Annotated in this window: 19 protein-coding genes; 9 read left to right on the top strand and 10 right to left on the bottom strand. The window is 71.8% G+C overall.

Annotated elements, in window-relative coordinates; genetic code table 11:
* The first annotated feature begins 16 nt into the window (after positions 1–16).
* Positions 17–763, top strand: a complete 747-nt coding sequence (locus AC07AB_RS03815) for an SLATT domain-containing protein (RefSeq protein ID WP_478559437.1) — start codon at positions 17–19, stop codon at positions 761–763.
* Between the two features lie 227 nt (positions 764–990).
* On the opposite strand, the gene AC07AB_RS03810 is transcribed toward AC07AB_RS03815, so the two are convergent.
* The 4 genes from AC07AB_RS03810 to AC07AB_RS03795 all read right to left on the bottom strand — a co-directional run bounded on the left by AC07AB_RS03810 (position 991) and on the right by AC07AB_RS03795 (position 4,830).
* Entirely contained in the window at positions 991–1,641 is a 651-nt protein-coding gene (locus AC07AB_RS03810; protein WP_478559434.1) for a hypothetical protein, read from the bottom strand.
* Positions 1,642–1,791: 150 nt separating this feature from the next.
* Positions 1,792–2,538 (bottom strand): GntR family transcriptional regulator, encoded by a 747-nt coding sequence (locus AC07AB_RS03805; protein ID WP_478559431.1) that lies wholly within the window; start codon positions 2,536–2,538, stop codon positions 1,792–1,794.
* A gap of 201 nt (positions 2,539–2,739) precedes the next feature.
* Positions 2,740–4,119 (bottom strand): aminotransferase class III-fold pyridoxal phosphate-dependent enzyme, encoded by a 1,380-nt coding sequence (locus AC07AB_RS03800; protein ID WP_478559428.1) that lies wholly within the window; start codon positions 4,117–4,119, stop codon positions 2,740–2,742.
* A gap of 246 nt (positions 4,120–4,365) precedes the next feature.
* The gene (locus AC07AB_RS03795; RefSeq protein WP_478559425.1) at positions 4,366–4,830 is read right to left on the bottom strand and encodes an SRPBCC family protein; all 465 of its coding nucleotides are present in this window, start codon (positions 4,828–4,830) and stop codon (positions 4,366–4,368) included.
* 358 nt (positions 4,831–5,188) lie between these two features.
* Between AC07AB_RS03795 and AC07AB_RS03790 the strand changes: the two genes are divergently transcribed.
* Complete coding sequence (locus AC07AB_RS03790) at positions 5,189–5,899, top strand: hypothetical protein (protein ID WP_478559422.1); 711 nt, start codon at positions 5,189–5,191, stop codon at positions 5,897–5,899.
* 155 nt (positions 5,900–6,054) lie between these two features.
* Here AC07AB_RS03790 and AC07AB_RS03785 read toward each other — a convergent pair whose 3' ends face one another.
* From AC07AB_RS03785 to AC07AB_RS03770, 4 genes are all read right to left on the bottom strand, one after another.
* Positions 6,055–6,303: a hypothetical protein gene (locus tag AC07AB_RS03785; RefSeq protein ID WP_478559419.1), complete on the bottom strand. Its 249-nt coding sequence runs from the start codon at positions 6,301–6,303 to the stop codon at positions 6,055–6,057.
* Between the two features lie 540 nt (positions 6,304–6,843).
* Entirely contained in the window at positions 6,844–7,074 is a 231-nt protein-coding gene (locus tag AC07AB_RS03780; RefSeq protein ID WP_478559416.1) for a DUF397 domain-containing protein, read from the bottom strand.
* The gene (locus AC07AB_RS03775) at positions 7,052–7,903 is read right to left on the bottom strand and encodes a Scr1 family TA system antitoxin-like transcriptional regulator (protein WP_478559413.1); all 852 of its coding nucleotides are present in this window, start codon (positions 7,901–7,903) and stop codon (positions 7,052–7,054) included. Before AC07AB_RS03775 ends, AC07AB_RS03780 begins: the two co-directional genes overlap by 23 nt.
* Before the next feature lie 1,334 nt (positions 7,904–9,237).
* Complete coding sequence (locus AC07AB_RS03770) at positions 9,238–10,521, bottom strand: adenylosuccinate synthase (protein ID WP_478559410.1); 1,284 nt, start codon at positions 10,519–10,521, stop codon at positions 9,238–9,240.
* Between the two features lie 155 nt (positions 10,522–10,676).
* Here AC07AB_RS03770 and AC07AB_RS03765 point away from each other — a divergent pair, with 155 nt between their 5' ends.
* Positions 10,677–11,759, top strand: coding sequence for a diacylglycerol kinase catalytic domain-containing protein (locus tag AC07AB_RS03765; protein WP_478559407.1), 1,083 nt, complete (start codon positions 10,677–10,679; stop codon positions 11,757–11,759).
* Positions 11,760–11,870: 111 nt separating this feature from the next.
* Here the strand turns inward: AC07AB_RS03765 and AC07AB_RS03760 are convergent, their stop codons facing one another.
* Complete coding sequence (locus tag AC07AB_RS03760) at positions 11,871–12,506, bottom strand: GbsR/MarR family transcriptional regulator (RefSeq protein ID WP_478559404.1); 636 nt, start codon at positions 12,504–12,506, stop codon at positions 11,871–11,873.
* Between the two features lie 92 nt (positions 12,507–12,598).
* Between AC07AB_RS03760 and AC07AB_RS03755 the strand changes: the two genes are divergently transcribed.
* A complete protein-coding gene (locus AC07AB_RS03755; protein WP_478559401.1) occupies positions 12,599–13,525 on the top strand; it encodes an ABC transporter ATP-binding protein in 927 nt (308 codons plus the stop codon).
* On the top strand, positions 13,522–15,177 hold the full coding sequence (locus AC07AB_RS03750) for an ABC transporter permease (RefSeq protein ID WP_478559398.1): 1,656 nt from the start codon (positions 13,522–13,524) through the stop codon (positions 15,175–15,177). Before AC07AB_RS03755 ends, AC07AB_RS03750 begins: the two co-directional genes overlap by 4 nt.
* A gap of 109 nt (positions 15,178–15,286) precedes the next feature.
* On the opposite strand, the gene AC07AB_RS03745 is transcribed toward AC07AB_RS03750, so the two are convergent.
* Positions 15,287–16,501: a cytochrome P450 gene (locus AC07AB_RS03745; RefSeq protein ID WP_478559396.1), complete on the bottom strand. Its 1,215-nt coding sequence runs from the start codon at positions 16,499–16,501 to the stop codon at positions 15,287–15,289.
* Positions 16,502–16,784: 283 nt separating this feature from the next.
* Between AC07AB_RS03745 and AC07AB_RS03740 the strand changes: the two genes are divergently transcribed.
* The 4 genes from AC07AB_RS03740 to AC07AB_RS03725 all read left to right on the top strand — a co-directional run bounded on the left by AC07AB_RS03740 (position 16,785) and on the right by AC07AB_RS03725 (position 19,947).
* Positions 16,785–17,519, top strand: a complete 735-nt coding sequence (locus AC07AB_RS03740; protein ID WP_478559394.1) for a DUF6082 family protein — start codon at positions 16,785–16,787, stop codon at positions 17,517–17,519.
* A gap of 155 nt (positions 17,520–17,674) precedes the next feature.
* Positions 17,675–17,917, top strand: coding sequence for a hypothetical protein (locus tag AC07AB_RS03735; RefSeq protein WP_478559391.1), 243 nt, complete (start codon positions 17,675–17,677; stop codon positions 17,915–17,917).
* A gap of 117 nt (positions 17,918–18,034) precedes the next feature.
* Positions 18,035–19,495, top strand: coding sequence for an MFS transporter (locus AC07AB_RS03730; RefSeq protein WP_478559388.1), 1,461 nt, complete (start codon positions 18,035–18,037; stop codon positions 19,493–19,495).
* On the top strand, positions 19,495–19,947 hold the full coding sequence (locus tag AC07AB_RS03725; RefSeq protein WP_478559385.1) for a MarR family winged helix-turn-helix transcriptional regulator: 453 nt from the start codon (positions 19,495–19,497) through the stop codon (positions 19,945–19,947). The genes AC07AB_RS03730 and AC07AB_RS03725 overlap by 1 nt, the downstream gene beginning before the upstream one ends.
* The last annotated feature ends 25 nt before the right edge of the window (positions 19,948–19,972 follow it).

The following is a 19,972-nucleotide window of genomic DNA, read 5'->3' as shown; positions in this document are numbered from 1 at the left end:
CATAGGGAGCGCACGGGTGAGCCAGCCGGAGATGCAACCCGAGGGGCCACCACGGGAGGAGGGCGAACAGCAGGAAGAGCCGCGGCACGGCGACGATCTGCGCGGCCGGCCCTTCCCGCTCGGCGACTGGGGCGAGCCCGCGGACCGGCTGGACGAGCTGTACCGCTGGGTGGAGGACGGCGCGCTGCGCGTCATCTCCTGGTACCTCGCGGACCGGGTGAACAAGCGCCGCTGGGCGCGCGTGCTGCGGGCGGGCGCCGCCCTCGGCGCGGTGGCGGGCGCGTCGCTGCCGCTGCTGGAACTGGCGGGCGTGCTGCACGGCGGCGCCGCGTGGGGCTTCGTGGCGCTGCTCGCGGCGGTGGCGTGCGTGGGCTGCGACCGGTTCTTCGGGCTGTCCTCGGGCTGGATGCGGCACGTGGCCACGGCGCAGGCCGTACAACGCCGCCTCGGGGTGCTCCAGTTCGACTGGGCGTCGGAGAGCGTGCGCGAGGTGCTGGGCCCGACGGAGGGCACGGCGAGCGAGGCGGCCGAGCGCTGCCTGACGGTGCTGCGGCGCTTCTCGGAGGACGTGACGGAGCTCGTACGGTCGGAGACGGCGGACTGGATGGTGGAGTTCGGGTCCGGCACGGGTCCGCTGCTGCTGCAGTCGCTGGTGGCGTGGGGCCCCCGGACCGAGGGCGGAGCCCCCGTCACCCGCTTCCCGCTGCCGCCGGGCACCCGCCCGAACATGCCGCGCCAGCGCCCCCCTGAGCCGCCGCGCTGACGCTCCGGGGGTGCCGGGCTGACGCTCCGAGCCGCCGCGCCCGACGCTCCAGGGCGGTGGCTCGGAGCGTCGGACGCGGCGGGCTGGGGCCGGCCCCCCGAGGAGGCCGGACCCCGAGGAGGTCGGACCCCGTGAAGACCGGCCCCCGTGGAGGCCGACCCCCGTGGAGGCCGGCCCCCGTGGAGGCCGGCCCCCGTGGAGGCCGGCCCCCGTGGAGGCCGGCCCCCCTAGCTGAAGACGATCATCGATCCCTGCCCCAGGCTGCGCGTCACGGCGGCGTGCAGCCCCAGCCACACATGCCGTTCCCGTGCGAAGGGGCTGTCCTCGTACGGGCCCGGGGCCGCGGGTTCCTCCAGGCCGGTCGGGCGGGCCGGGGGCGCCGGAGCGGCGGGCGGGTTGGCGTGGTCGATGCCCAGCACCGGTGCCACCGTCTCCAGTTCGCGGAGCAGCCCGTATGCGGAGCCCAAGGGGCCGCCGCCTTCGAGGAGTTCGTCGTTGGAGAGCGGATGGGGGAAGTCGACGGGGACGTACGCGCCGGCGTGGTCGTAGTGCCACACCAGGTGTGACTGCTGGGCCGTGGACTCGAACATCTCCAGCAATTGTTCGTAGTCGCCACCCAGTTCATCGACCGGGGTGACGGCGAGTCCGCAGATGTGCAGGAGGTAGGCGCGGCGCAGGAAGTGCAGCGCGTCGTAGTCGAAGCCGGCCACCGGGGCGACATCGCCCGACAGTCCGGGCATGTAGTTGTAGACCGGTATCGGCTGCAGCCCCGCTTCGCCGAGCGCCTTGTCGTAGGCGGCGATCTCCTCCGCGAAGGGGTTGTCGGGGCTGTGGCACAGCACGTCTACGAGGGGGACCAGCCAGAGGTCACAGGCCACGTGAACTCACTCTCGTTCGCGTTGATGCGATGGTCGGGCAAGCGTAGTGCGGGTAAGCGATCCATCACACAGTGCGTGCGACGGCGAATGCGGCGGGGGACATCAGGGCCGCCGGGACCGGCGGCAGCCCGTACGGACGCGGCTCGGGGCTCAGCTCTCGGACACTGGCCCCGGACCTAAGCCGGTCTCCGCCCACCCCGCGCCCCACCCCGGCAACCGCGGCGGCGCGTCGACGAGCGCGAGCGAGTGCGCGTTGTACGCCGTGATGATCCGCCCCACCGCCCCGGAGTCCTGCCCCACCACCGCCTCGACCAGTTCGATATGGCCGTGCCACAGCCGCCCGCGCAGCTCCGGCAGCCGCCGCAGCCGCGGCACGGTGAAGATCCAGCTCTGTATCCGCACCCGGTCCAGAAAGTCCATGATGTACGGATTGCCGATGAGCCCGGCGAGTTCGCGCCAGAACCGCAGGTCGTACCCGATGAGTATGTCGAGGTCGCCCGTGCGCGCCGCGCGGCTCGCCTCCTCGGCCCGCCGCCGCACGGAGGCCAGCGTGGTCGGCGTGGAGGTCCGTACCGCGCGATCGGCGGAGCAGCGGAAGATCCCCTCGACGATCAGCGTGCGGGCCTCGACCATGTCGCGGAAGTCCTCGCAGGAGAACTCGTGGACGCGGAAGCCGCGGTGCTGCTCGACGTCGAGCAGCCCTTGCGCGGACAGGTCGAGCAGCGCCTCGCGGACCGGGGTGGCGGAGACTCCGTACTGCTCGGCGATCTCCTTGACCGTGAAGTGACGTCCGGGCGGCAGCCGGCCGGCGAGCACTTCGTCGCGGAGCGCGTCGGCGATCTGCGCGCGCAGCGTGGTGCGCAGGACTGCGTTGGCCCTTGCTGAGTTCCCTGACATCTGCGCCTCTCGTCTGTCGCGCACACGATATGCGAGGCGCGTTGCGGAGGCTGCTTCACTGCCGCGCATGACGCAGGCCGCGCCGTCGGGGGGAGGGGGAGAGACGGGCGCGGCCTGCGGGAGAGGGGCGAGTGGGGGGCGAGTGAGGGGCGAGTGGGGGGCGAGTGGGGGGCGAGCGAGCGGGGGGCGGAGTGATCCTCCTCAGACGGTGAACCCGTCCGCCACCGTCAGAGCGGCGTCGAGCAGGGCGAGCCCCTCCTTCGCCTCGGACTCGGAGATGGTGCAGGGCGGGCAGACGTGGGTGCGGTTCATGTTCACGAAGGGCCACAGCCCGGACTTCTTGCAGGCGGCCGCGAAGGCGGCCATCGGCGCGTTCGCCTCGCCCGACGCGTTGTACGGCACCAGCGGCTCGCGCGTCTCCCGGTCCCGTACGAGCTCCAGCGCCCAGAAGGCGCCGGTGCCGCGCACCTCGCCCACCGAGGGGTGGCGCTCGGCGATCTCGCGCAGGCCCGGCCCCAGGACGTCCGCACCGATACGGGCGGCGCCCGCCACGATGCCCTCCTCCTCCATCACGTTGATCGTCGCGACGGCGGCGGCGCAGGCCAGCGGGTGGCCGGAGTAGGTGAGGCCGCCCGGGTAGGGGCGGGTCTCGAAGGTGGCGGCGATCTCCGCCGAGATGGCGACGCCGCCGAGCGGTACGTAGCCGGAGTTGACGCCCTTGGCGAAGGTCAGCAGGTCCGGGACGACGTCGAAGAGGTCGGCGGCGAACCACTCGCCCGTACGGCCGAAGCCCGCCATCACCTCGTCGAGGATGAAGACGATGCCGTACCGGTCGCAGATCTCGCGGACGCCCGCGAGATAGCCGGGCGGCGGGGCCATGATCCCGGCCGTGCCGGGGATCGTCTCCAGGATGATCGCGGCGATGGCGGCGGGCCCCTCGAAGGCGACGGTGTCCTCAAGGTGCCGGAGCGCGCGGTCGCACTCCTCCGCCTCGGTCCGCGCGTGGAAGGGCGAGCGGTAGAGGAAGGGCGCCCAGAAGTGCACGACGCCCGCCGAGGCGGTGTCCGACGGCCAGCGGCGCGGGTCGCCGGTGAGGTTGATCGCGGCGGCGGTCGCACCGTGGTACGAGCGGTAGGCGGAGAGCACCTTCGTACGGCCCGTGTGCAGCCGGGCCATCCGCACGGCGTTCTCGACGGCCTCCGCGCCGCCGTTGGTGAAGAAGATCTTGTCGAGGTCGCCGGGGGTGCGCTCGGCGATCAGCCGCGCGGCCTCGGAGCGCGGCTCGACCGCGAAGGCGGGCGCGAAGGTGGCGAGCCTGCCGGCCTGTTCCTGGATCGCGGCGACGACCTTCGGGTGCTGGTACCCGATGTTGGTGAAGACGAGGCCGCTGGAGAAGTCGAGGTAGCGGTTGCCGTCGTAGTCCCAGAAGTACGAGCCCTCGGCGCCCGCCACCGCCAGCGGATCGATGAGCCCCTGCGCTGACCAGGAGTGGAAGACATGCGCGCGGTCGGCGGCCTTCACGGCGGCGCCTGCCGCGGGGTCGGGCTGCGCGGTGGCCTGCTGCTGGGGCTGCGTGCTCACAGTCGATACCTCGGATCGATGAGGGGCGCTCGGGCCCGCCGGGACGGGATGCGGACACCGCCAGGTTAGGGACCGGGCGGAGGGCCCGGTACCGGCAGTGTGTATGGCAGTCGCCCCGGACGTGGACACACTGCCGACCCTCGGGGGGGTGGGGGCGGTGGGGGCGGGGTCCCGGCTGTGGGCTGAGCGGCCGAGGGCTACGGGTTACGGGTTACGGGCCGGGGGCCGGGGGCTACGGGCCGGGGGCTACGGCATCAGCCACGGCTCCTGCGGCAGCGGGCGCCCGGTCTCGATGAACGTCTTGAGGTTGGACAGCACCGCCGCCCACCCCCCGGCGGTGGCGTCCCGCTCGGCCTCGTCGGCCAAATCCTGATGGGTCACGGTGAGCCGGACGATCTCGCCGTACGGTTCGATGTCGAAGGTCACGCGGGAAGGCTCGGCCTCCCGCCCGCCGCCGGGCTCCGCCCAGGTCGTCACCAGCCGCGTGGGCTCCGCGTTCACCACGACCGTACCGACGACGTCGGCCGTGCCCGAGCCGTCCGTACGCCGGTGCTCCCACGCGGAACCGACCTGCCAGTCCGAGACATTGCTGTGGCCCCAGAAGGCGGCGGTCTGCTCGGGATCGGTGAGCGCGTTCCAGAGCCTTTCCGGGGTGCTCTGGATATAGGTGACGTAGACGAATTCCAGCTTGCCGGCCATGACTTCCTCCATTTGCTGAGCTTGCTTTGCTTGCTCGTCTGCGCTCGTTGCTCGTCTGCTCTGGTTGCTCGCCTGCTCCGCTTGCCATTTGCGGGCTGTTGGCTGTCTGACTGTCAGCGCTGCCGCACAGCTCTCCCAGTGTCCGCCCATCGCACTCACACAGCCTGCCGGGGTCTTTCGGGCCGGAGGCCGTCTACTCTCTCCCCCGCACGTGACCAGCGGGGGAGAGGAAACGCGCCACCATGCGCGGAACACGCCGGACACGCGAGACACACGGAATACGCGAAATACGTGGAAAACCACGTGGACCAGCGCGGCAGCACTGGCCGCCATCGCCGCTCTGACGCTGACGGCCACCACGGCCTGCGGCATGACCGGCTCCGCCAAACGGGCCAAGGGCTCGGTACCGATCACCTTCCGGGGTGCCTGGGAATGCGCGATCGTGGAAATGGGACACGAGACCGGCCGCATTCTGCGGATCGATATTGGGCGGACGAAACACACCCGCTCCATAAAGGTCCGGACCACCGGGCCGCGCGCCTACTGCCAGGCCGTCGGCACCTTCACCACCATTTCCACCTATCGCCTGGCGTACCGGGCCCGGACCACCGACTCCCTTCCCCGCAAGGGCTCTTGCGAGGAAAGGCGGAAGCAGTCTCTGTGGCGCGGCGACAACGGCACCGTCTCCTGGGAATCCGACGGCTCCACCGCCGTCCTGCACCGCGCTCCCGACGGCAATTCCACCGTCGACTCCCAGTACCGCGGCACCTGGAAGTCCGCCGCCACGGGCCTGACGGTCACGGTGAAGCAGGGCACCATCGGCACCGAGTCCGCCAAGATCACCCGCGACTCCCCCGGCCGCCACTACACGGCCGCCGCCTATGGCCTCGGCTCCCACGGCTCGGGCGGCCTCACCCTCAGCCCCATGAAACTCCCCGCCACCGAATCCCCCACCTGCCCCGAAAGCGACGCCTCCCTCACCCTCAACGCCAACCCGTCGGCCCCGTACGACCGCAACAGCCTCGTGGCCACGCGCCTGGGCGACCCCGCACACCGGACGACGCTCACGCGGGTGCGGTGACGCGGGCTCGCACCGCAGGGGCTGACGCAGGCTCGCACCGCAGGACCCGTCCGGCCTCCGCAGGAGGAGGGCAGGGGCCGGGCGGGTCAGCGGGCGGCCTCGGAGTCGACCGGTCAGCAGCCGTCCGCGCTACGGACGGTCAGCCGCCGTCGGCGCTACGGACGGCGGCTCCCTTTGTCTCCGCCCTGCACCTTCTTACGGCAGTCCGGCAGCCGTTCACCTACGGTCGTCGGGTCCACCACCGGCCAGTCGTCCAGCGAGTAGCAGAGCTGTGCGTGCAGGAGTTCGGCATCGGCGGGCACGAGCCGGAGCGTGACATCACCGCCGAACTCACCGTCGCACTGCAACCAGAGGTGGATCGCGATCCGCCCGTCCTCCTCCCGCCGCACCGGCTTGCTCGGCACCCGGCTGATACTGAGGGGCCCCGGAACCCCGGGCCCCGACGGCGTCGACGTACGTACCCCCATCAGCGGGCCACCCCCGCCTTCTCAGCTCGGTCCGCGATCGGCGTGAGGCGAACCCGCATACCGTTGGGCCCGATGTCGATCCCACTGAACGCGAATACGGGCGCCACGTACGGAAGCGGCGACTCGTCCGCCGCCCCGCACGCGCTACGCCCCGCCCCCGGCGCCGGGCCGCCGAGCGGCCTGGCGGCCGGGGTGTCGGGAGATCTCCCCTCTGTGGTGGCGGTGAACAAGGATGTGACGCAAGCGAGTGTTCGCCGCAGGATGGAATGGATACGGTGGGCCATGTTGACGCTCCTGGTTAGCGTTGACCATGCCCCGGGGTGCTGCGAACACCGCCGGGGCGCTCAATTGCCTGCTGTAACAGCGTGACTACAGCGCGCAGTTGCGACGGTAGCGCCAGACAGCGCTGCCCATCAACCTTGATGCGCCATTAGGTGCGGAATTGGCATATGCCAGGGGCTGCCCTCGGCTTGCGCGTCACATCACGGCGTCGAACTCGCCCGTCTTCGTACCCGCCAGGAAGGCCCGAAGCCTCGCCGGTGTGGTCTTGATGACAACGCCCGGTTCGTCACTCTCACGCAAGAGCACGGCCCCGCCGTGTGCGGCGAGTTCAAGGCAAGCGTTGCCGTCGGCCTCCGCCGAGAACGAGGACTTACGCCACTGGATCGTCACGATTCTCACGCCTTCATAGTTGCCGAGCTGCTTCACGGATGAACTCCCGTGAACGGGCTGGACAAAGACAGCGCTGTTCCATGCGGTCCAACACCATGCGAGAGTTCGCGAGATGCGTCTCCGAATGCAGGAACGCCGCCCCTCCCGGGATGTCCGTCTGCATCGTATCGAGCTGTGGAACTGGACCACACGCGTGGAAAGTTGAGCTTCCCGCGTTGGGGAACCCACCTGCTGCGAATGGCAGGACGCGAACGGTCAGCCTGTCCCGATCACTCTGGTTGAGCAGGTGGTCCAGCTGAGCTCTGGCCACGGATCGCCCGCCGAACTGCATGCGCAGCGCGGACTCGTGGATGAGGAACGTACATTCCGGCGGCTGCGACCGGTCGAGTACCCCGCTGCGCCTGATCCTGAAGGCCAGCCTCTTCTCCAGGGCATCAGATGCCAGGGACGGCACCGCTTCTTCGAATAGGGCACGCGCATAGTCCTCGTGCTGCAGGAGCCCCGGCATGTGCATCACCTGTGCCGCCCGGATCGCCACCGCGTGGTGCTCAAGCTCCGCGAGGTCCAGATTGACCGCACTGAACGTACCCCGGTACTCGTCCCACCAATTCTCACCGCGCTCGCGGGCCATCTCGACGAGCGCGTCGACGTACGCCCGGTCCGGGCACGAGTAGTTCACGGCCCATACGCGGACCCGATCAGCACTGACTCCGAACCTGGCGGACTCGGTGTTGCTGATGGTGGTCTTGTCGACGCGGTGCACCGCAGCGGCTTCGGCAACCGACAGCCCCACATGCTCGCGCATCTTGCGCAGCTCCGCGCCCAACCGCCGTTGTCGCTCGGTCGGAGGTTTGCGTACCGGCATCGACTCCCCTTCCCCTGGAACACACAGCGTATCCGGGCCGTCACGCGCGCCCCCTGGCGGCGTCACGCCGGGCCGCCGTCCCCGATCCCGCCCGTCGTCACACCCGCCACAAGGCCCGGAACTGCACAGGGGCGGGCTGCGCGGGAAGTGTGCGGTTCGATGCTGCCGCGTGGGGCGGTATTGGGGGTGGGTCGGGTGCGGGTTTCGTTTCGGACCCTTCGGGTCCAGGGCGCTGGCAGCGGGAGGGGAGGGGGCGGGGCTGGGGTCGGTTCGCTGGCTGCGGGTGGGTTCGTGGCTGGGGCCAGAGAGGCTCGCTGCGCTGCGCCGCTGGCTGCTGCCGCGAAGTGGCTGTTGCCGGTGAGCGGGTGCGGGTGCGGGTGGGTCACGGCCTGTGATCCACAGCGACGAGCCGCAGGGGGTGCGGCGCGCTGCGCTGCGCCTCGGTCGTGCTTGCTGTCCGGGGGCGGTTTCCGCCCGCAGAACGAGGGCCCTGAGGTGGGGAAACCCTCCTCCGACGCCAAATGTGCCCGATATGCCCGATCTATTAGGTTGAACGGGCAACAGGGGGACTTACCATCCGATTCCGTGTCCGAAAAGGCGCTTTTGCCTGGCGGTAAGTCCACCCTACCTACGAGTAGGGCACGAGCCCCTTCGGCAGCAACCGGCGGCGTAGCGCAGCGGAGCTTCTTGCGACCCCGGCCCCTGACCGGGCGACGATCAGCAACCGGCCCGGGCCACCCCCTCCGCCGCCGGAACCCTAGGCCGCAACCCCGAGACCACCCGCACCCGACGTCCCCACCACGACCACTTCGCGGCAGCGGCCAGCGGCGAAGCGCAGCGAGCCTCTCTGACCCCAACCCCGCTCCGGGCCGCAGGCAGCGGACCGAGCTCAGCCCCGTCCCCTCCCCTCCCGCTGCCGGCGCTCTGGACCCGAAGGGTCCGAGACGAAACCCGCACCCGACCCACCCCCAATACCGCCCCACGCGGCAGCAGTCTGTGACACCAGCCCCGAACAGAGCGGCAAGGAACGAACCAGCCCCGCCGCTGCCGGCCTTCAGATCACAGACCCGAGACGCACCCGCACCCGCACCCGCTCACCGGCAACAGCCGCATCGCCGCAACAACTTCGGCCGCCGACAGCCCCACACGCTCGCGCACCTTGCACAACTCCGCGCCCAACCGCCGCTGTCGCTCGGGCGGCCGATGAGCAACCGCCGGGGCATCCCCTTCCACAGCACTGATATGCCCGCCCGCCCTCTCACAAGGGCGGGCGGGCATATGGGTGCGCGGTTTCCTACAGGCCCCTACCGGCCCCTACAGACTCCTACAGACTCCTACAGGAAGGAGTTGATCTGGATCGTCTCCGTGCGGCCCGGGCCGACGCCGATGGCGGAGATCGGCGCGCCGGACATCTCCTCCAGCGCCTTGACGTACGCCTGCGCGTTCTTCGGCAGGTCGGAGAACGTCTTGGCCTTGGTGATGTCCTCGGACCAGCCCGGCAGGTTCTCGTAGATCGGCTTCGCGTGGTGGAAGTCGGTCTGGCTGTACGGGAGCTCGTCGACGCGCTTGCCGTCGACCTCGTACGCGACGCAGACGGGGATCTGCTCCCAGCCGGTGAGCACGTCCAGCTTCGTGAGGAAGAAGTCCGTGAGGCCGTTGACGCGCGTCGCGTACCGCGCGATGACGGCGTCGAACCAGCCGCAGCGGCGGTCGCGGCCGGTGGTCACGCCGCGCTCGCCGCCGATCTCGCGCAGCGCCTCGCCGTCGGCGTCGAGCAGCTCGGTCGGGAACGGGCCCGAGCCGACGCGCGTGGTGTACGCCTTGAGGATGCCGATGACCCGGTTGATCTTCGTCGGGCCGACGCCCGTACCCGTGCAGGCGCCGCCCGCGGTCGGGTTCGAGGAGGTGACGAAGGGGTACGTGCCGTGGTCGACGTCCAGCAGCGTGCCCTGGCCGCCCTCGAAGAGGACGACCTTGCCCGAGTCGATGGCGTCGTTGAGGATGAGCGTCGTGTCGGCGACGTAGCCCTGTAGCTGCGGGGCGTAGCCGAGCAGCTCCTCGACGACCTGCTCGGCGACGATCGCGCGCCGGTTGTAGAGCTTGGCGAGGAGCTGGTTCTTGAAGTCGAGGGACGCCTCGACCTTCTGGAGCAGGATCGACTCGTCGAAGAGGTCCTGGACGCGGATGCCGACGCGGTTGATCTTGTCCGCGTAGGTCGGGCCGATGCCGCGGCCGGTGGTGCCGATCTTCCGCTTGCCAAGGAACCGTTCCGTCACCTTGTCGACGGTCGTGTGATACGGCGTGATCAGATGAGCGTTACCACTGATCATGAGCTTGGACGTGTCGACGCCACGCTCGTTCAGTCCGCTCAGCTCGGAGAGCAGGACCGCCGGGTCGACGACGACTCCGTTACCGATCACCGGGGTGCACCCCGGCGAGAGGATGCCGGAGGGGAGGAGGTGCAGTGCGTACTTCTGGTCACCGACGACGACCGTGTGGCCGGCGTTGTTGCCTCCCTGGTAACGCACCACGTAGTCCACTGAGCCGCCGAGCAGGTCGGTGGCCTTCCCCTTGCCCTCGTCACCCCACTGAGCACCGAGCAGCACAAGTGCGGGCACAGGCGTACACCCCTTCCGGGCGGGGCATGTCCAACGTGCGCGATGGTTTCTGACATCGCTAGAGCCGTCGAACCGGTGCCCCGGAATAGACGAAGCCCCTGGCGCAATAGCGCAAGGGGCTCTTGCACCGAGATGCTACCTGAGGAAGGACCGAGGTGTCGGCTCCAGAGCCCCACACGAGTGGCGCGCACCCGTTGCTCGTGGTCATCGACCCCGTTGCCCGCCGCGTGGACGGCGAGTCCGTACGGATCGCGAAAGACGTGCTGTGCGCGGCCGCCACGACCAAGATCTGCTTGCCCGAAGGGCCGGAGGAGGTCGAGCGGGCGCTGTCCCGCCGGGGCCATCGCCGGACCGTCGTGATCGGCGACGATCTCGCCCTGCTGCGGGTGGTGGGGCTGCTGCACCGGCAGCGCGAGTTGCCGGGGGCGACGCTGGCGGTGGTCCCCGTGGGCTCTGCCGCCTCGGTCTCGCTGGTCCGCGCGCTGGGCGTGCCGACGGGCGCGGTGGCGGCGGCCCGTGCGGTGCTCGACGGCGCGGAGCGGCGGCTCGACCTGCTGGTCGACGACAGCGGGGGCGTGGTCCTCGGGGGGCTGCGCATCCCGTCGGGCGGCGGCTGGGGCGGTGCGTTCGGCCCGTACGAGGCGGAGGACGAGGCGCCCGCCGACGACGCGCACGCGCCCCACCTGCCGTACGTGCCCGAGGCGGCCCCCTCCGGCGACTCGCGTACGGACGGCCCGCGTACGGACGGCTCGCGCGGCTCGGGCACGGGCGGCTCACGCGCGAACGGCGACCGGCGCGACGGGCCGGGCGCCGCGCCCGCCCCCCACGACGACCAGCGCGGCGGGCGGCATCAGCACCAGCCCTGGTGGACACCGGCCGCCCGGACGGCGCGTACGGCCCTGACCCTGCTCGCCACCCCCGCGTCCGCCCGCCGCCGCCCTCCCCCGCCCGCCGCCCAGCGACTGCGGGTGGAAGCCGACGGGGTGCTGCTGGCGGATCTGGACCGGCCGGTGGAGCGGGTGACGGTGTCCGCCTCGGCGGCGGACGGGCTGGCCGACGTCGTGGTGCACCGCAAGCTCTCCGACGACGGGATACGGGCCCGCGCCCGCGCCGTCACGGTCTCCGGGCCGGACTTCCGCTACCGCGCCGACGCGGTGGTCGGCGGGCCCGTGCGCACCCGCACCTGGACCGTCCTCCCGGACGCCTTCCAGCTGACGCTGCCCCGGCAGCAGGACTGAACGGGGGCGTGGGCCGGGGAGTGCGGAAGGGCCGCGCGCGCCCGGCCCCGCGCCCGCACGTCCGCCCGTAGGCCCGTAGGCCGCCCGTACGTCCGTAGGCGATGACGGGCCTTACGCCTGCGGCCCGAACTTCGCCGTTCGGTGCTCGCGCCAGCGCTCCAGCATGCCCAGCAGTTCGTCGTGCATGAACTGGAAGAACTCCACCGTCTCCGACACCCGCTCCCCCGCCGGCGTGTCCGGCCCCAGCGCCTGCGCCCCCTCGCTCAGCAGCTTCCCCCAGCGGGAGACGAGCTGGTCGCGGCGGGTGATGGTCTCGTACCAGAGTCCGTCGTGCAGTCGGTAGCGGTCCCGTCGTGAGCCGGGTTCACGCTCGCGGCCGACCATGCCGATGTTCGTGAGGTAGCGGACCGCGCCGGAGACCGCCGCCGGGCTGATCTTCAGCTGCTCGGCGAGTTCGGCCGAGGTGAGCGCGGCCGTGTCAGTGGCGAGGAGCGCGACGAAGACGCGGGCGGCCATGCGCTGCATGCCCGCGTCGGTCAGCGCTCCGGCGAACCGCTCGACGAACTGGGAGACGGCCTCCGGGTCCCGCTGATGACCGCCGGGGCCCGCTCCGCCTCCGGCGGCCCCTGCCGTCCCGGAAGCGGCCCCCTCTGTCCCAGAAGCGGTGCCTTCCGTCCCGGAAGCGGTGCCCCTCCCGGAAGCGGTCTCCTCCCGCAGTGCCGCACCCGTCACGTCGCGCTCGCCCATGTCTGCATCATCTCCCCTGGCCAGGCCGTCGCTCCAAGTTTATACACTTCCTTAACTTCACAAGTTTGTGAAAAGACCGTAGCTTCAGAAACATGACGACGGCAATCAGCGTTTCCGGTCTCCACAAGTCATTCGGCCGGACGCACGCGCTCGACGGCCTCGACCTCTCCGTCGAAACCGGTGAGGTACACGGCTTCCTCGGCCCCAACGGATCCGGGAAGTCCACCACCATCCGCGTCCTGCTCGGCCTGCTCCGCGCCGACCGGGGCGCCGCTCAGTTGCTCGGCCGGGACCCCTGGCACGACGCGGTCGAGCTGCACCGGCGCCTCGCCTACGTCCCCGGCGACGTCACGCTGTGGCGCAACCTCTCCGGCGGCGAGGTCATCGACCTGTACGGGCGGCTGCGCGGCGGGCTCGACGCGGCCCGCCGCGCGGAGCTGCTGGAACGCTTCGAACTCGACCCCACCAAGAAGGGCCGGGCCTACTCCAAGGGCAACCGCCAGAAGGTCGCCCTCGTCGCCGCCTTCGCCTCCGATGTCGATCTGCTGGTCCTGGACGAGCCCACCTCCGGCCTCGACCCGCTCATGGAGGAGGTCTTCCAGGGCTGCGTCACCGAGGCCCGCGAGCGCGGCCGGACCGTACTGCTCTCCAGCCATGTGCTGAGCGAGGTCGAAGCGCTCTGCGACCGCGTCAGCATCATCCGCGCCGGCCGCACCGTCGAGAGCGGCTCCCTCGCCGACCTGCGCCATCTGACCCGTACGAGCGTGAGCGCGGAACTGGCCGCGCCGCCGGGCGGGCTCTCCGGACTGCCCGGCGTCCACGACCTGTCCGTACAGGGCAAGCGGGTCCGGCTGAACGTCGACACCGACAAGCTCGATCCCGTCCTGCGGCAGCTCACCGAATCCGGCGTGCGGTCCCTGACCAGCACCCCGCCCACGCTCGAAGAGCTGTTCCTGCGCCACTACCAGCCCGAGACCGACGCCCCGGCGGCGCCACGGACCGGGGCGGCGGCCCGATGAGCACCCTCGTCAAGCCCGGGGGCGTACACCTCGCCCGGCCCGGGGCCGCCCATCTCGCCGGCACCGGGCCGCTCACCCGCCTCGCGCTGCGCCGCGACAGGATCATGCTGCCCGTGTGGGTGTACGCGCTGTCCGCCGCCGTCATCTCGACGGGGCTGTCCTTCAAGAAGCTCTACGGCACCGCGGCGGAGCGCGCCGACTTCGCTCGGTCGATGTCCGTAAACAGTTCGCTGCGCGCGCTGTACGGGCCGGTGCTCGGCGACTCGGTCGGCGCGCTCACCGCCTGGCGCATGATGAGCTTCGGGGCAGCCCTGACCGGCGTCATGAGCCTGCTCATCGTGGTGCGCCACACCCGCGAGGAAGAGGAGAGCGGCCGCCAGGAACTGCTGTCCTCGGCCGGGGTCGGCCGCCGCGCGCCGCTCACCGCGGCCCTGTCCACCGCCCTGGCCGCCAACGTGCTCGTCGCCGCCCTGATCGCCATCGGCCTCCCGGCCATCGGCCAGGGCGCGGCGGGCGCGCTCGCCCTCGGCCTCGCCGTCGGCGCCACCGGCATGGTCTTCGCGGGCGTCGCCGCCGTCGCCGCGCAGCTCACGGAAAGCGCCCGGCTCGCCAAGGGGATCACGGCGGCGGTGATCGGCGTGGCCTTCACGGTACGGGCGGCCGGGGACGCCTCCGCCGCGCAGGGCCGGTCGCCGCTGGTGTGGCTCTCGCCCCTCGGCTGGCCCGAGCAGGTCCGGCCGTACACGGGCGACCGCTGGTGGGTGCTGCTGCTGCCGCTCGCGCTGACGGCGGCGACCGTGCTCGGCGCGTACGCCCTCACCGCCCGCCGCGACCTCGGCGCCGGCCTCCTCGCCACCCGGCCCGGCCCCGCCACCGCGGGCACCGCGCTCCGGGGCCCGTACAGCCTGGCCTGGCGGCTCCAGCGCGGCACGCTCCTCGGCTGGGCGGCCGGGCTCGTCTTCGCCGGGGCCGTCTTCGGGTCCATCGCGCACGGCGCGGCCGACATCGTGGGCGACAACCGGCAGACGCTGGAGATGTTCGAGCGGCTGGGCGGCAGCCACGGGAAGGCCGGCCTCACCGACGCGTTCCTCGCCGCCATCACCGGCATGCTCGGCCTGGTCGCCGCCCTCTACGCGACGGGCTCCGTGCTCCGGCTGACCGGCGAGGAGACCGGCGGCCGCGCCGAACCGCTGCTGGCCTGCGCCGTCGGCCGGCTGCGGTGGGCCGCCGGCCATCTGGTGATCGCGTTCGCGGGCACGGTCGCCGTCCTCGCGGCGGGCGGCCTCGCCATGGGCCTCTCGTACGGGGCGACGGCCCACGACATCAGCGGCCAGCTCCCGCGTGTACTGGCCGCCGCCCTCGCCCAGACCCCGGCGGTCTGGGCGCTGACCGGGCTCACGGTCCTGCTCGCGGGCGCGCTCCCGCGCCTGGCCGCCGCCGCGTGGGGCGTGGTCGGGGTGGCCCTGGCCGTCGGCTGGCTCGGCCCGGTGGTCAACGCCCCGCGGTGGGTCATGGACCTCTCGCCCTTCGGCCACCTGCCCAAGCTGCCGGGCCCGGTGGGCTCCGCGAGCCCGTTCCTCTGGCTGACCGCGCTGGCCGCGATGCTCACGGCGGCGGGGCTGTACGGGCTGCGGCGGCGGGACGTCGGCTGACGCGGCGGCCACCGCAGCGCCTTCCCGGACGTGCCTCCCCGGACGTGCCTCCCCGAACGTGCGGCGCCGGACCTGTAGCGGAGTCCGGCGCCGCACTCGCACTCCCTGGTCACCCTGGTTCGACCAGCATCTCCTTCAGCCCCCGGATCACGAAGCCCGGTTTCCGCACAGGTTCCGACACCAGCCGCAGGCCCGGCGCGCGGCGCAGCAACGCGCCGAAGGACGCCGCCAGTTCGAGGCGGGCCAGCGGTGCGCCGAGGCAGTAGTGGATGCCCGCGCCGAGGCTGAGGTGCGCGATGTCGGGGCGGGTGAGGTCGAGGGCGTCCGGGCGCTCGAAGCGCGCGGGGTCGCGGTTGGCGGAGCCGAGGAGGAGCGCGACCTCGCTGCCGCGCGGCAGGTGCGTACCGGCGACCTCGATGTCGTCGAGCACCCAGCGTTCGAACAGGTGCAGCGGAGTGTCGAAGCGCATCAGTTCCTCCACCGCGCCCGGCAGCAGACCGGGGTCCGCGCGGAGCGCCGCGAGCTGCCCGGGGTGGCGGAAGAGCGCCAGCCAGGCGTTGCCCGTCGTGTTGACCGTGGCCTCGTGCCCGGCGTTCAGGAGCAGGGCGCAGGTGGAGACCATCTCCTGCTCGCTGAGCCGGTCGCCCTCCTCGTACGCCGCGATCAGCGCGCTGATCAGGTCCTCGCCGGGGTCGGCGCGCCGGGCGGCGATGAGTTCGCGCAGATACGCGGAGAATTCGAGCGAGGCGCCTACCGCCGCGCGGGCGCTGTGCTCGCTCGGGTTGAGCTCGTACATCCCGCAGATCGCGGCCGACCAGGGGCGCAGCAGCCCGCGGTCCGCGGCGGGCACCCCCAGCATCTCGGCGATCACGGCGACGGGGAGCGGTTCGGCGACCGTCGCGACCAGGTCGCCGCCGCCGTCGGCGAGGAGCCCCGCGACCAGCTCGTCGGCGGTCCGCTCGACGTACGGGGCGAGCCGCTCGACCGTGCGGGGCGTGAACGCCTTGGAGACGAGGCGGCGCAGCCGCGTGTGATCGGGCGCCTCCAGGTCCAGGAGCCCGTTGTCGTTCAAGGCGTGGAACGGCTCGTGCCAGTCGGGCGGCGCGCTGCGGCCGAACTCCTCATGGCTGAAGCGGTGAAGGTACGTACGTCCGAGCCGCCGGTCCCGCAGCAGGGCGCGTACGTCGTCATAGCCAGGCACCAGCCACTGCCGGGAGGGCGCGAACCAGTGGACGCGCCCCCGCTCGCGCAGTTCGGCGTAGCCGGGATACGGGTCCGCCGCGAACTCGGGCGACCAGGGGGCGAACGCGAGGGCTTCGCTCATGCTCCGGAAGCGTAACCGGCGACCTCACGCACCGGGAGTGGTGAATTCCCATTGCCCGCCCATTGATCACCCATTGATCTCGTGCGGCTCGCCCCTGCGCCCCTCTTAGGCCGGCGCCAATTGCGCGGCGAATACGCGGGGTTGCCGCCGCGCGCAACGGGCAGAAGGCCACCAGCGATCCAGGGGACGGCCCACGCACCCGCCCCATCGCGGGGAGACACCTTTACCGACGGACGAGCGGAACACCGTCTCGGGCGGCCGGTATCCGGCACGGAGGTATCTCGTGGATCGACTGGATTCCCGCGGAGCGCGGCGCGCGCTGAGGGTTCTGGGGTCGGTGCTGGCGGCCGGCGCGGTGTGCGCCGCGCTCAGCATCGCCATGACGCTCGTACCCGGGCTGCGCACCACCGGCAGCGGCAACGCGGGGCAGGCATACGGGGCCGCGGCGTCGTCCAGCGCGGTGCTGGTGCTCTTCTATATGGCGAAGACGCTCCGGCTCCAGCGGGACGAGACGACGCTCCAGCGAGCGGAGTTGTCCTTGCAGCGCCAGGAAATGCAGCTCCAGCGCACCGAATTGGAGTTGCAGCGCGAGGAGCTGCGCCGGTCGGCCGGGGAATTGCACCGCAGCGCGGAGGCCGACCTGCGCCGCCTCCATATGGACCTGCTCAAAATCAGCATCGAGCACCCGGATCTGGCGAAGGCGTGGCCGGAGTACACCCCCGGGCTCTCGGTGAAACGGAACCGGCAATACACCTATGCCAATCTCATGTACTGCCACTTCATGCTGGCGCACCAGCTGGGCATGGTGACGGACCGCGAAGTCCTGGGGCATTTGCGCTACATCACCGGGACCGAGATCTTCCGGGGCTACTGGGAGGCGGCCCGCAACCTGCGGGCGGAGATGGACCCGGCCTCGCAGGAGGCCCGCTTCGCCGCGCTCGTGGACGAGGCGATCCTGCAGGCCGACGCCCAGGCGGCATCGGCGGTGACCGCGTCGCCGGACGGGCCGGGCCTGTGACGCGGGCTGCTACGGGCCGGTCCGGACCGGCTCCGGGCCTGTGACGCGGACCGGCTCCGGGCTGCTTCGGACCGGCTCCGGGCCGCTTCGAACCGCTCCGGGCGGCCGGCCGGGAGCGCCCGTGACGCCTGGGGACAGTGGTCGTTGAACGTGTGATGACTATCTGGATCTCAAGGCGACTGGGCGCGACCCCGTCCGAACGCGGCAGCCTCGGCAACGCAAGCTGCCCGGACCTCTTCGAGCTGAACGACGGCCGCTTCGCCGTCATCGGCACGGACATGACGGCGGAGCTCGACGACGCCCTGCCCCCCGACGCGGGCCGCGCCGACTACGAACGGATCGTGGTCATCACCCGGGAAACGCTGCTGAGGGCCAAGGGCGACATCGCCGGACTGTGAGCTCGCGCCCGGCCCGGCGGCGGCCGACCCGGCGGCGGCTGGGCCTCCCTCGATAGCTCGCCATTTAGTTGTGTCACCTACAATAATGTCACTGACACAACTAAATGGAGTCCCACCATGCCAGACGCAACCCCACGACGACCATGGCTCGTGCTCGCCATCTGCTGCATGAGCATGCTGATCGTCAGCCTCGACAACACCATCCTGAACGTCGCCCTGCCCACCATCCAGCGTGATCTGCACACCTCCGTGTCCGGGCTGCAATGGACGGTCGACGGCTACACGCTGGTACTGGCCAGCCTGCTGATGCTCGCCGGCTCCACCGCCGACCGCGTGGGCCGCCGCCGCGTCTTCCAGGCCGGGCTGGTGATCTTCAGCGCGGCATCCCTGCTGTGCAGCCTCGCCCCCGGGCTCGGCTGGCTCGTCGCCGCGCGCATGCTCCAGGCCGTCGGCGGATCGATGCTGAACCCCGTCGCCATGTCGATCATCAGCAACACCTTCACCGAACCCCGGCAGCGCGCCCGCGCCATCGGGGTGTGGGGCGGCGTCGTGGGCATCACCATGGCCGCCGGGCCGATCACCGGCGGAGCGCTGGTGGAGTCGGCCGGCTGGCGGTCCATTTTCTGGATCAACGTGCCGATCGGCGTGGCCGCCCTGTTCCTGGCCCGCAAGTTCATACCGGAATCGCGGGCGCCGCGGCCCCGCCGAGTGGACCCGATCGGCCAGGCGCTCATCGTCGTCCTGCTCGTCGCCCTCACCTACGCGATCATCGAATCGCCGGAGCGCGGCTGGACCTCGCCCCTCGTCGCCGGCAGCGCGGCCGCCGCGCTGTGCGCGCTGCTCGGGCTCCTCTGGTACGAACCGAGGCGCACCGACCCCCTCATCGACCTGCGGTTCTTCCGTTCCGCGCCGTTCGCGGGCGCCACCGTGAACGCGATCGCCGCGTTCGCCGCGCTGGGCGGCTTCCTGTTCGTCAGCTCCCTGTACCTCCAGAACGTGCGGCACCTCGACCCGCTGCACGCCGGGCTGTTCATGCTGCCCATGGCCGTCATGGCGCTGCTGATGGCACCGCTGTCCGGCCGCATGGTGGCCTCGCGCGGCCCCCGGCTCCCCCTGCTGCTCGCCGGGACGGCGCTGTCCGCGAGCGCCGTGCTCCAGGCGCTCACCTACTCCGCCCACCTGCCGACGGCCGTACTGGTCGTCGCGTACCTGCTCTTCGGCACCGGCTTCGGCCTGGTCAACGCGCCCATCACCAACACCGCCATCACGGGGATGCCCCGCGCACAGGCCGGCGTCGCGGCGGCGGTGGCCTCCACCAGCCGGCAGGTCGGCCAGTCCCTCGGCGTGGCCGTCATCGGCGCCCTCATGGCCGGCGAGGCGTACGCGAACCCGGCGGCCCTCACCGACGCGGGCCGCACGGCATGGTGGATCATCGCCGGCTGCGGCGCCGCCGTGGTGGTCATAGGTACGCTCGCCTCCGGCCGCTGGGCCCAGGCAACGGCCCAGCGCACAGCGGAGCGGTTCGCTTCAGAGGAGACTCCGGAGGCCGCGGGGAACAAGGAGACAGTGAGCACCTGATGGAGCGTCTTGATGCCGACGGGCCCCACGAGGGGGACGACTCCACCGCCCGGGCGGCCGCCCGGGCCTGGCAGGGGATGAGCACGCTCCTGATGGAGCGCTACAACCGCCGCAAGGCAGTCGCCGAAGCCCTCGGCATGAGCTTCAGCCGCGTCAGGGCGCTGCGCCGGCTCCGCTCCGGTCCGATCCCCCTGCGGGAACTGGCCGAGCGGATGGGCAGCGACCCGCCCTACACCACCGTCATCGTCGACGACCTCGTGCGGCGCGGCCTCGCCGAGCGCATCGCCAACCCCGCCGACCGCCGGTCCAAACTGGTCCGCCTCACCGAGGAGGGCGAGGCGGCGGCCGCCCGCGCCACCGACATCCTGTCCATCCCGCCCGACGCCATGCTCGACCTGCCCCCGGAGGACATCCAGGCGCTCGACCGCATCGTGGCGCGGCTTCTGCAGTGACCCCGCCACGGCACCGCCGCCCCAC

It is taken from the genome of Streptomyces sp. NPDC044033, from assembly GCF_056434425.1.
The sequence above is the reverse complement of the archived record's forward strand: the minus strand, read 5'-3'. Positions and strand labels throughout refer to the sequence as shown.

Excerpts from the sequence above, each read along its gene's own strand:
- AC07AB_RS03805 (WP_478559431.1), bottom strand. The coding sequence starts at position 2,538 with ATGTCAGGGAACTCAGCAAGGGCCAACGCAGTCCTGCGCACCACGCTG.
- AC07AB_RS03795 (WP_478559425.1), bottom strand. The coding sequence starts at position 4,830 with ATGGAGGAAGTCATGGCCGGCAAGCTGGAATTCGTCTACGTCACCTAT.
- AC07AB_RS03790 (WP_478559422.1), top strand. The coding sequence starts at position 5,189 with ATGACCGGCTCCGCCAAACGGGCCAAGGGCTCGGTACCGATCACCTTC.
- AC07AB_RS03775 (WP_478559413.1), bottom strand. The coding sequence starts at position 7,903 with ATGCCGGTACGCAAACCTCCGACCGAGCGACAACGGCGGTTGGGCGCG.
- AC07AB_RS03760 (WP_478559404.1), bottom strand. The coding sequence starts at position 12,506 with ATGGGCGAGCGCGACGTGACGGGTGCGGCACTGCGGGAGGAGACCGCT.
- AC07AB_RS03755 (WP_478559401.1), top strand. The coding sequence starts at position 12,599 with ATGACGACGGCAATCAGCGTTTCCGGTCTCCACAAGTCATTCGGCCGG.
- AC07AB_RS03750 (WP_478559398.1), top strand. The coding sequence starts at position 13,522 with ATGAGCACCCTCGTCAAGCCCGGGGGCGTACACCTCGCCCGGCCCGGG.
- AC07AB_RS03745 (WP_478559396.1), bottom strand. The coding sequence starts at position 16,501 with ATGAGCGAAGCCCTCGCGTTCGCCCCCTGGTCGCCCGAGTTCGCGGCG.
- AC07AB_RS03735 (WP_478559391.1), top strand. The coding sequence starts at position 17,675 with ATGACTATCTGGATCTCAAGGCGACTGGGCGCGACCCCGTCCGAACGC.
- AC07AB_RS03730 (WP_478559388.1), top strand. The coding sequence starts at position 18,035 with ATGCCAGACGCAACCCCACGACGACCATGGCTCGTGCTCGCCATCTGC.
- AC07AB_RS03725 (WP_478559385.1), top strand. The coding sequence starts at position 19,495 with ATGGAGCGTCTTGATGCCGACGGGCCCCACGAGGGGGACGACTCCACC.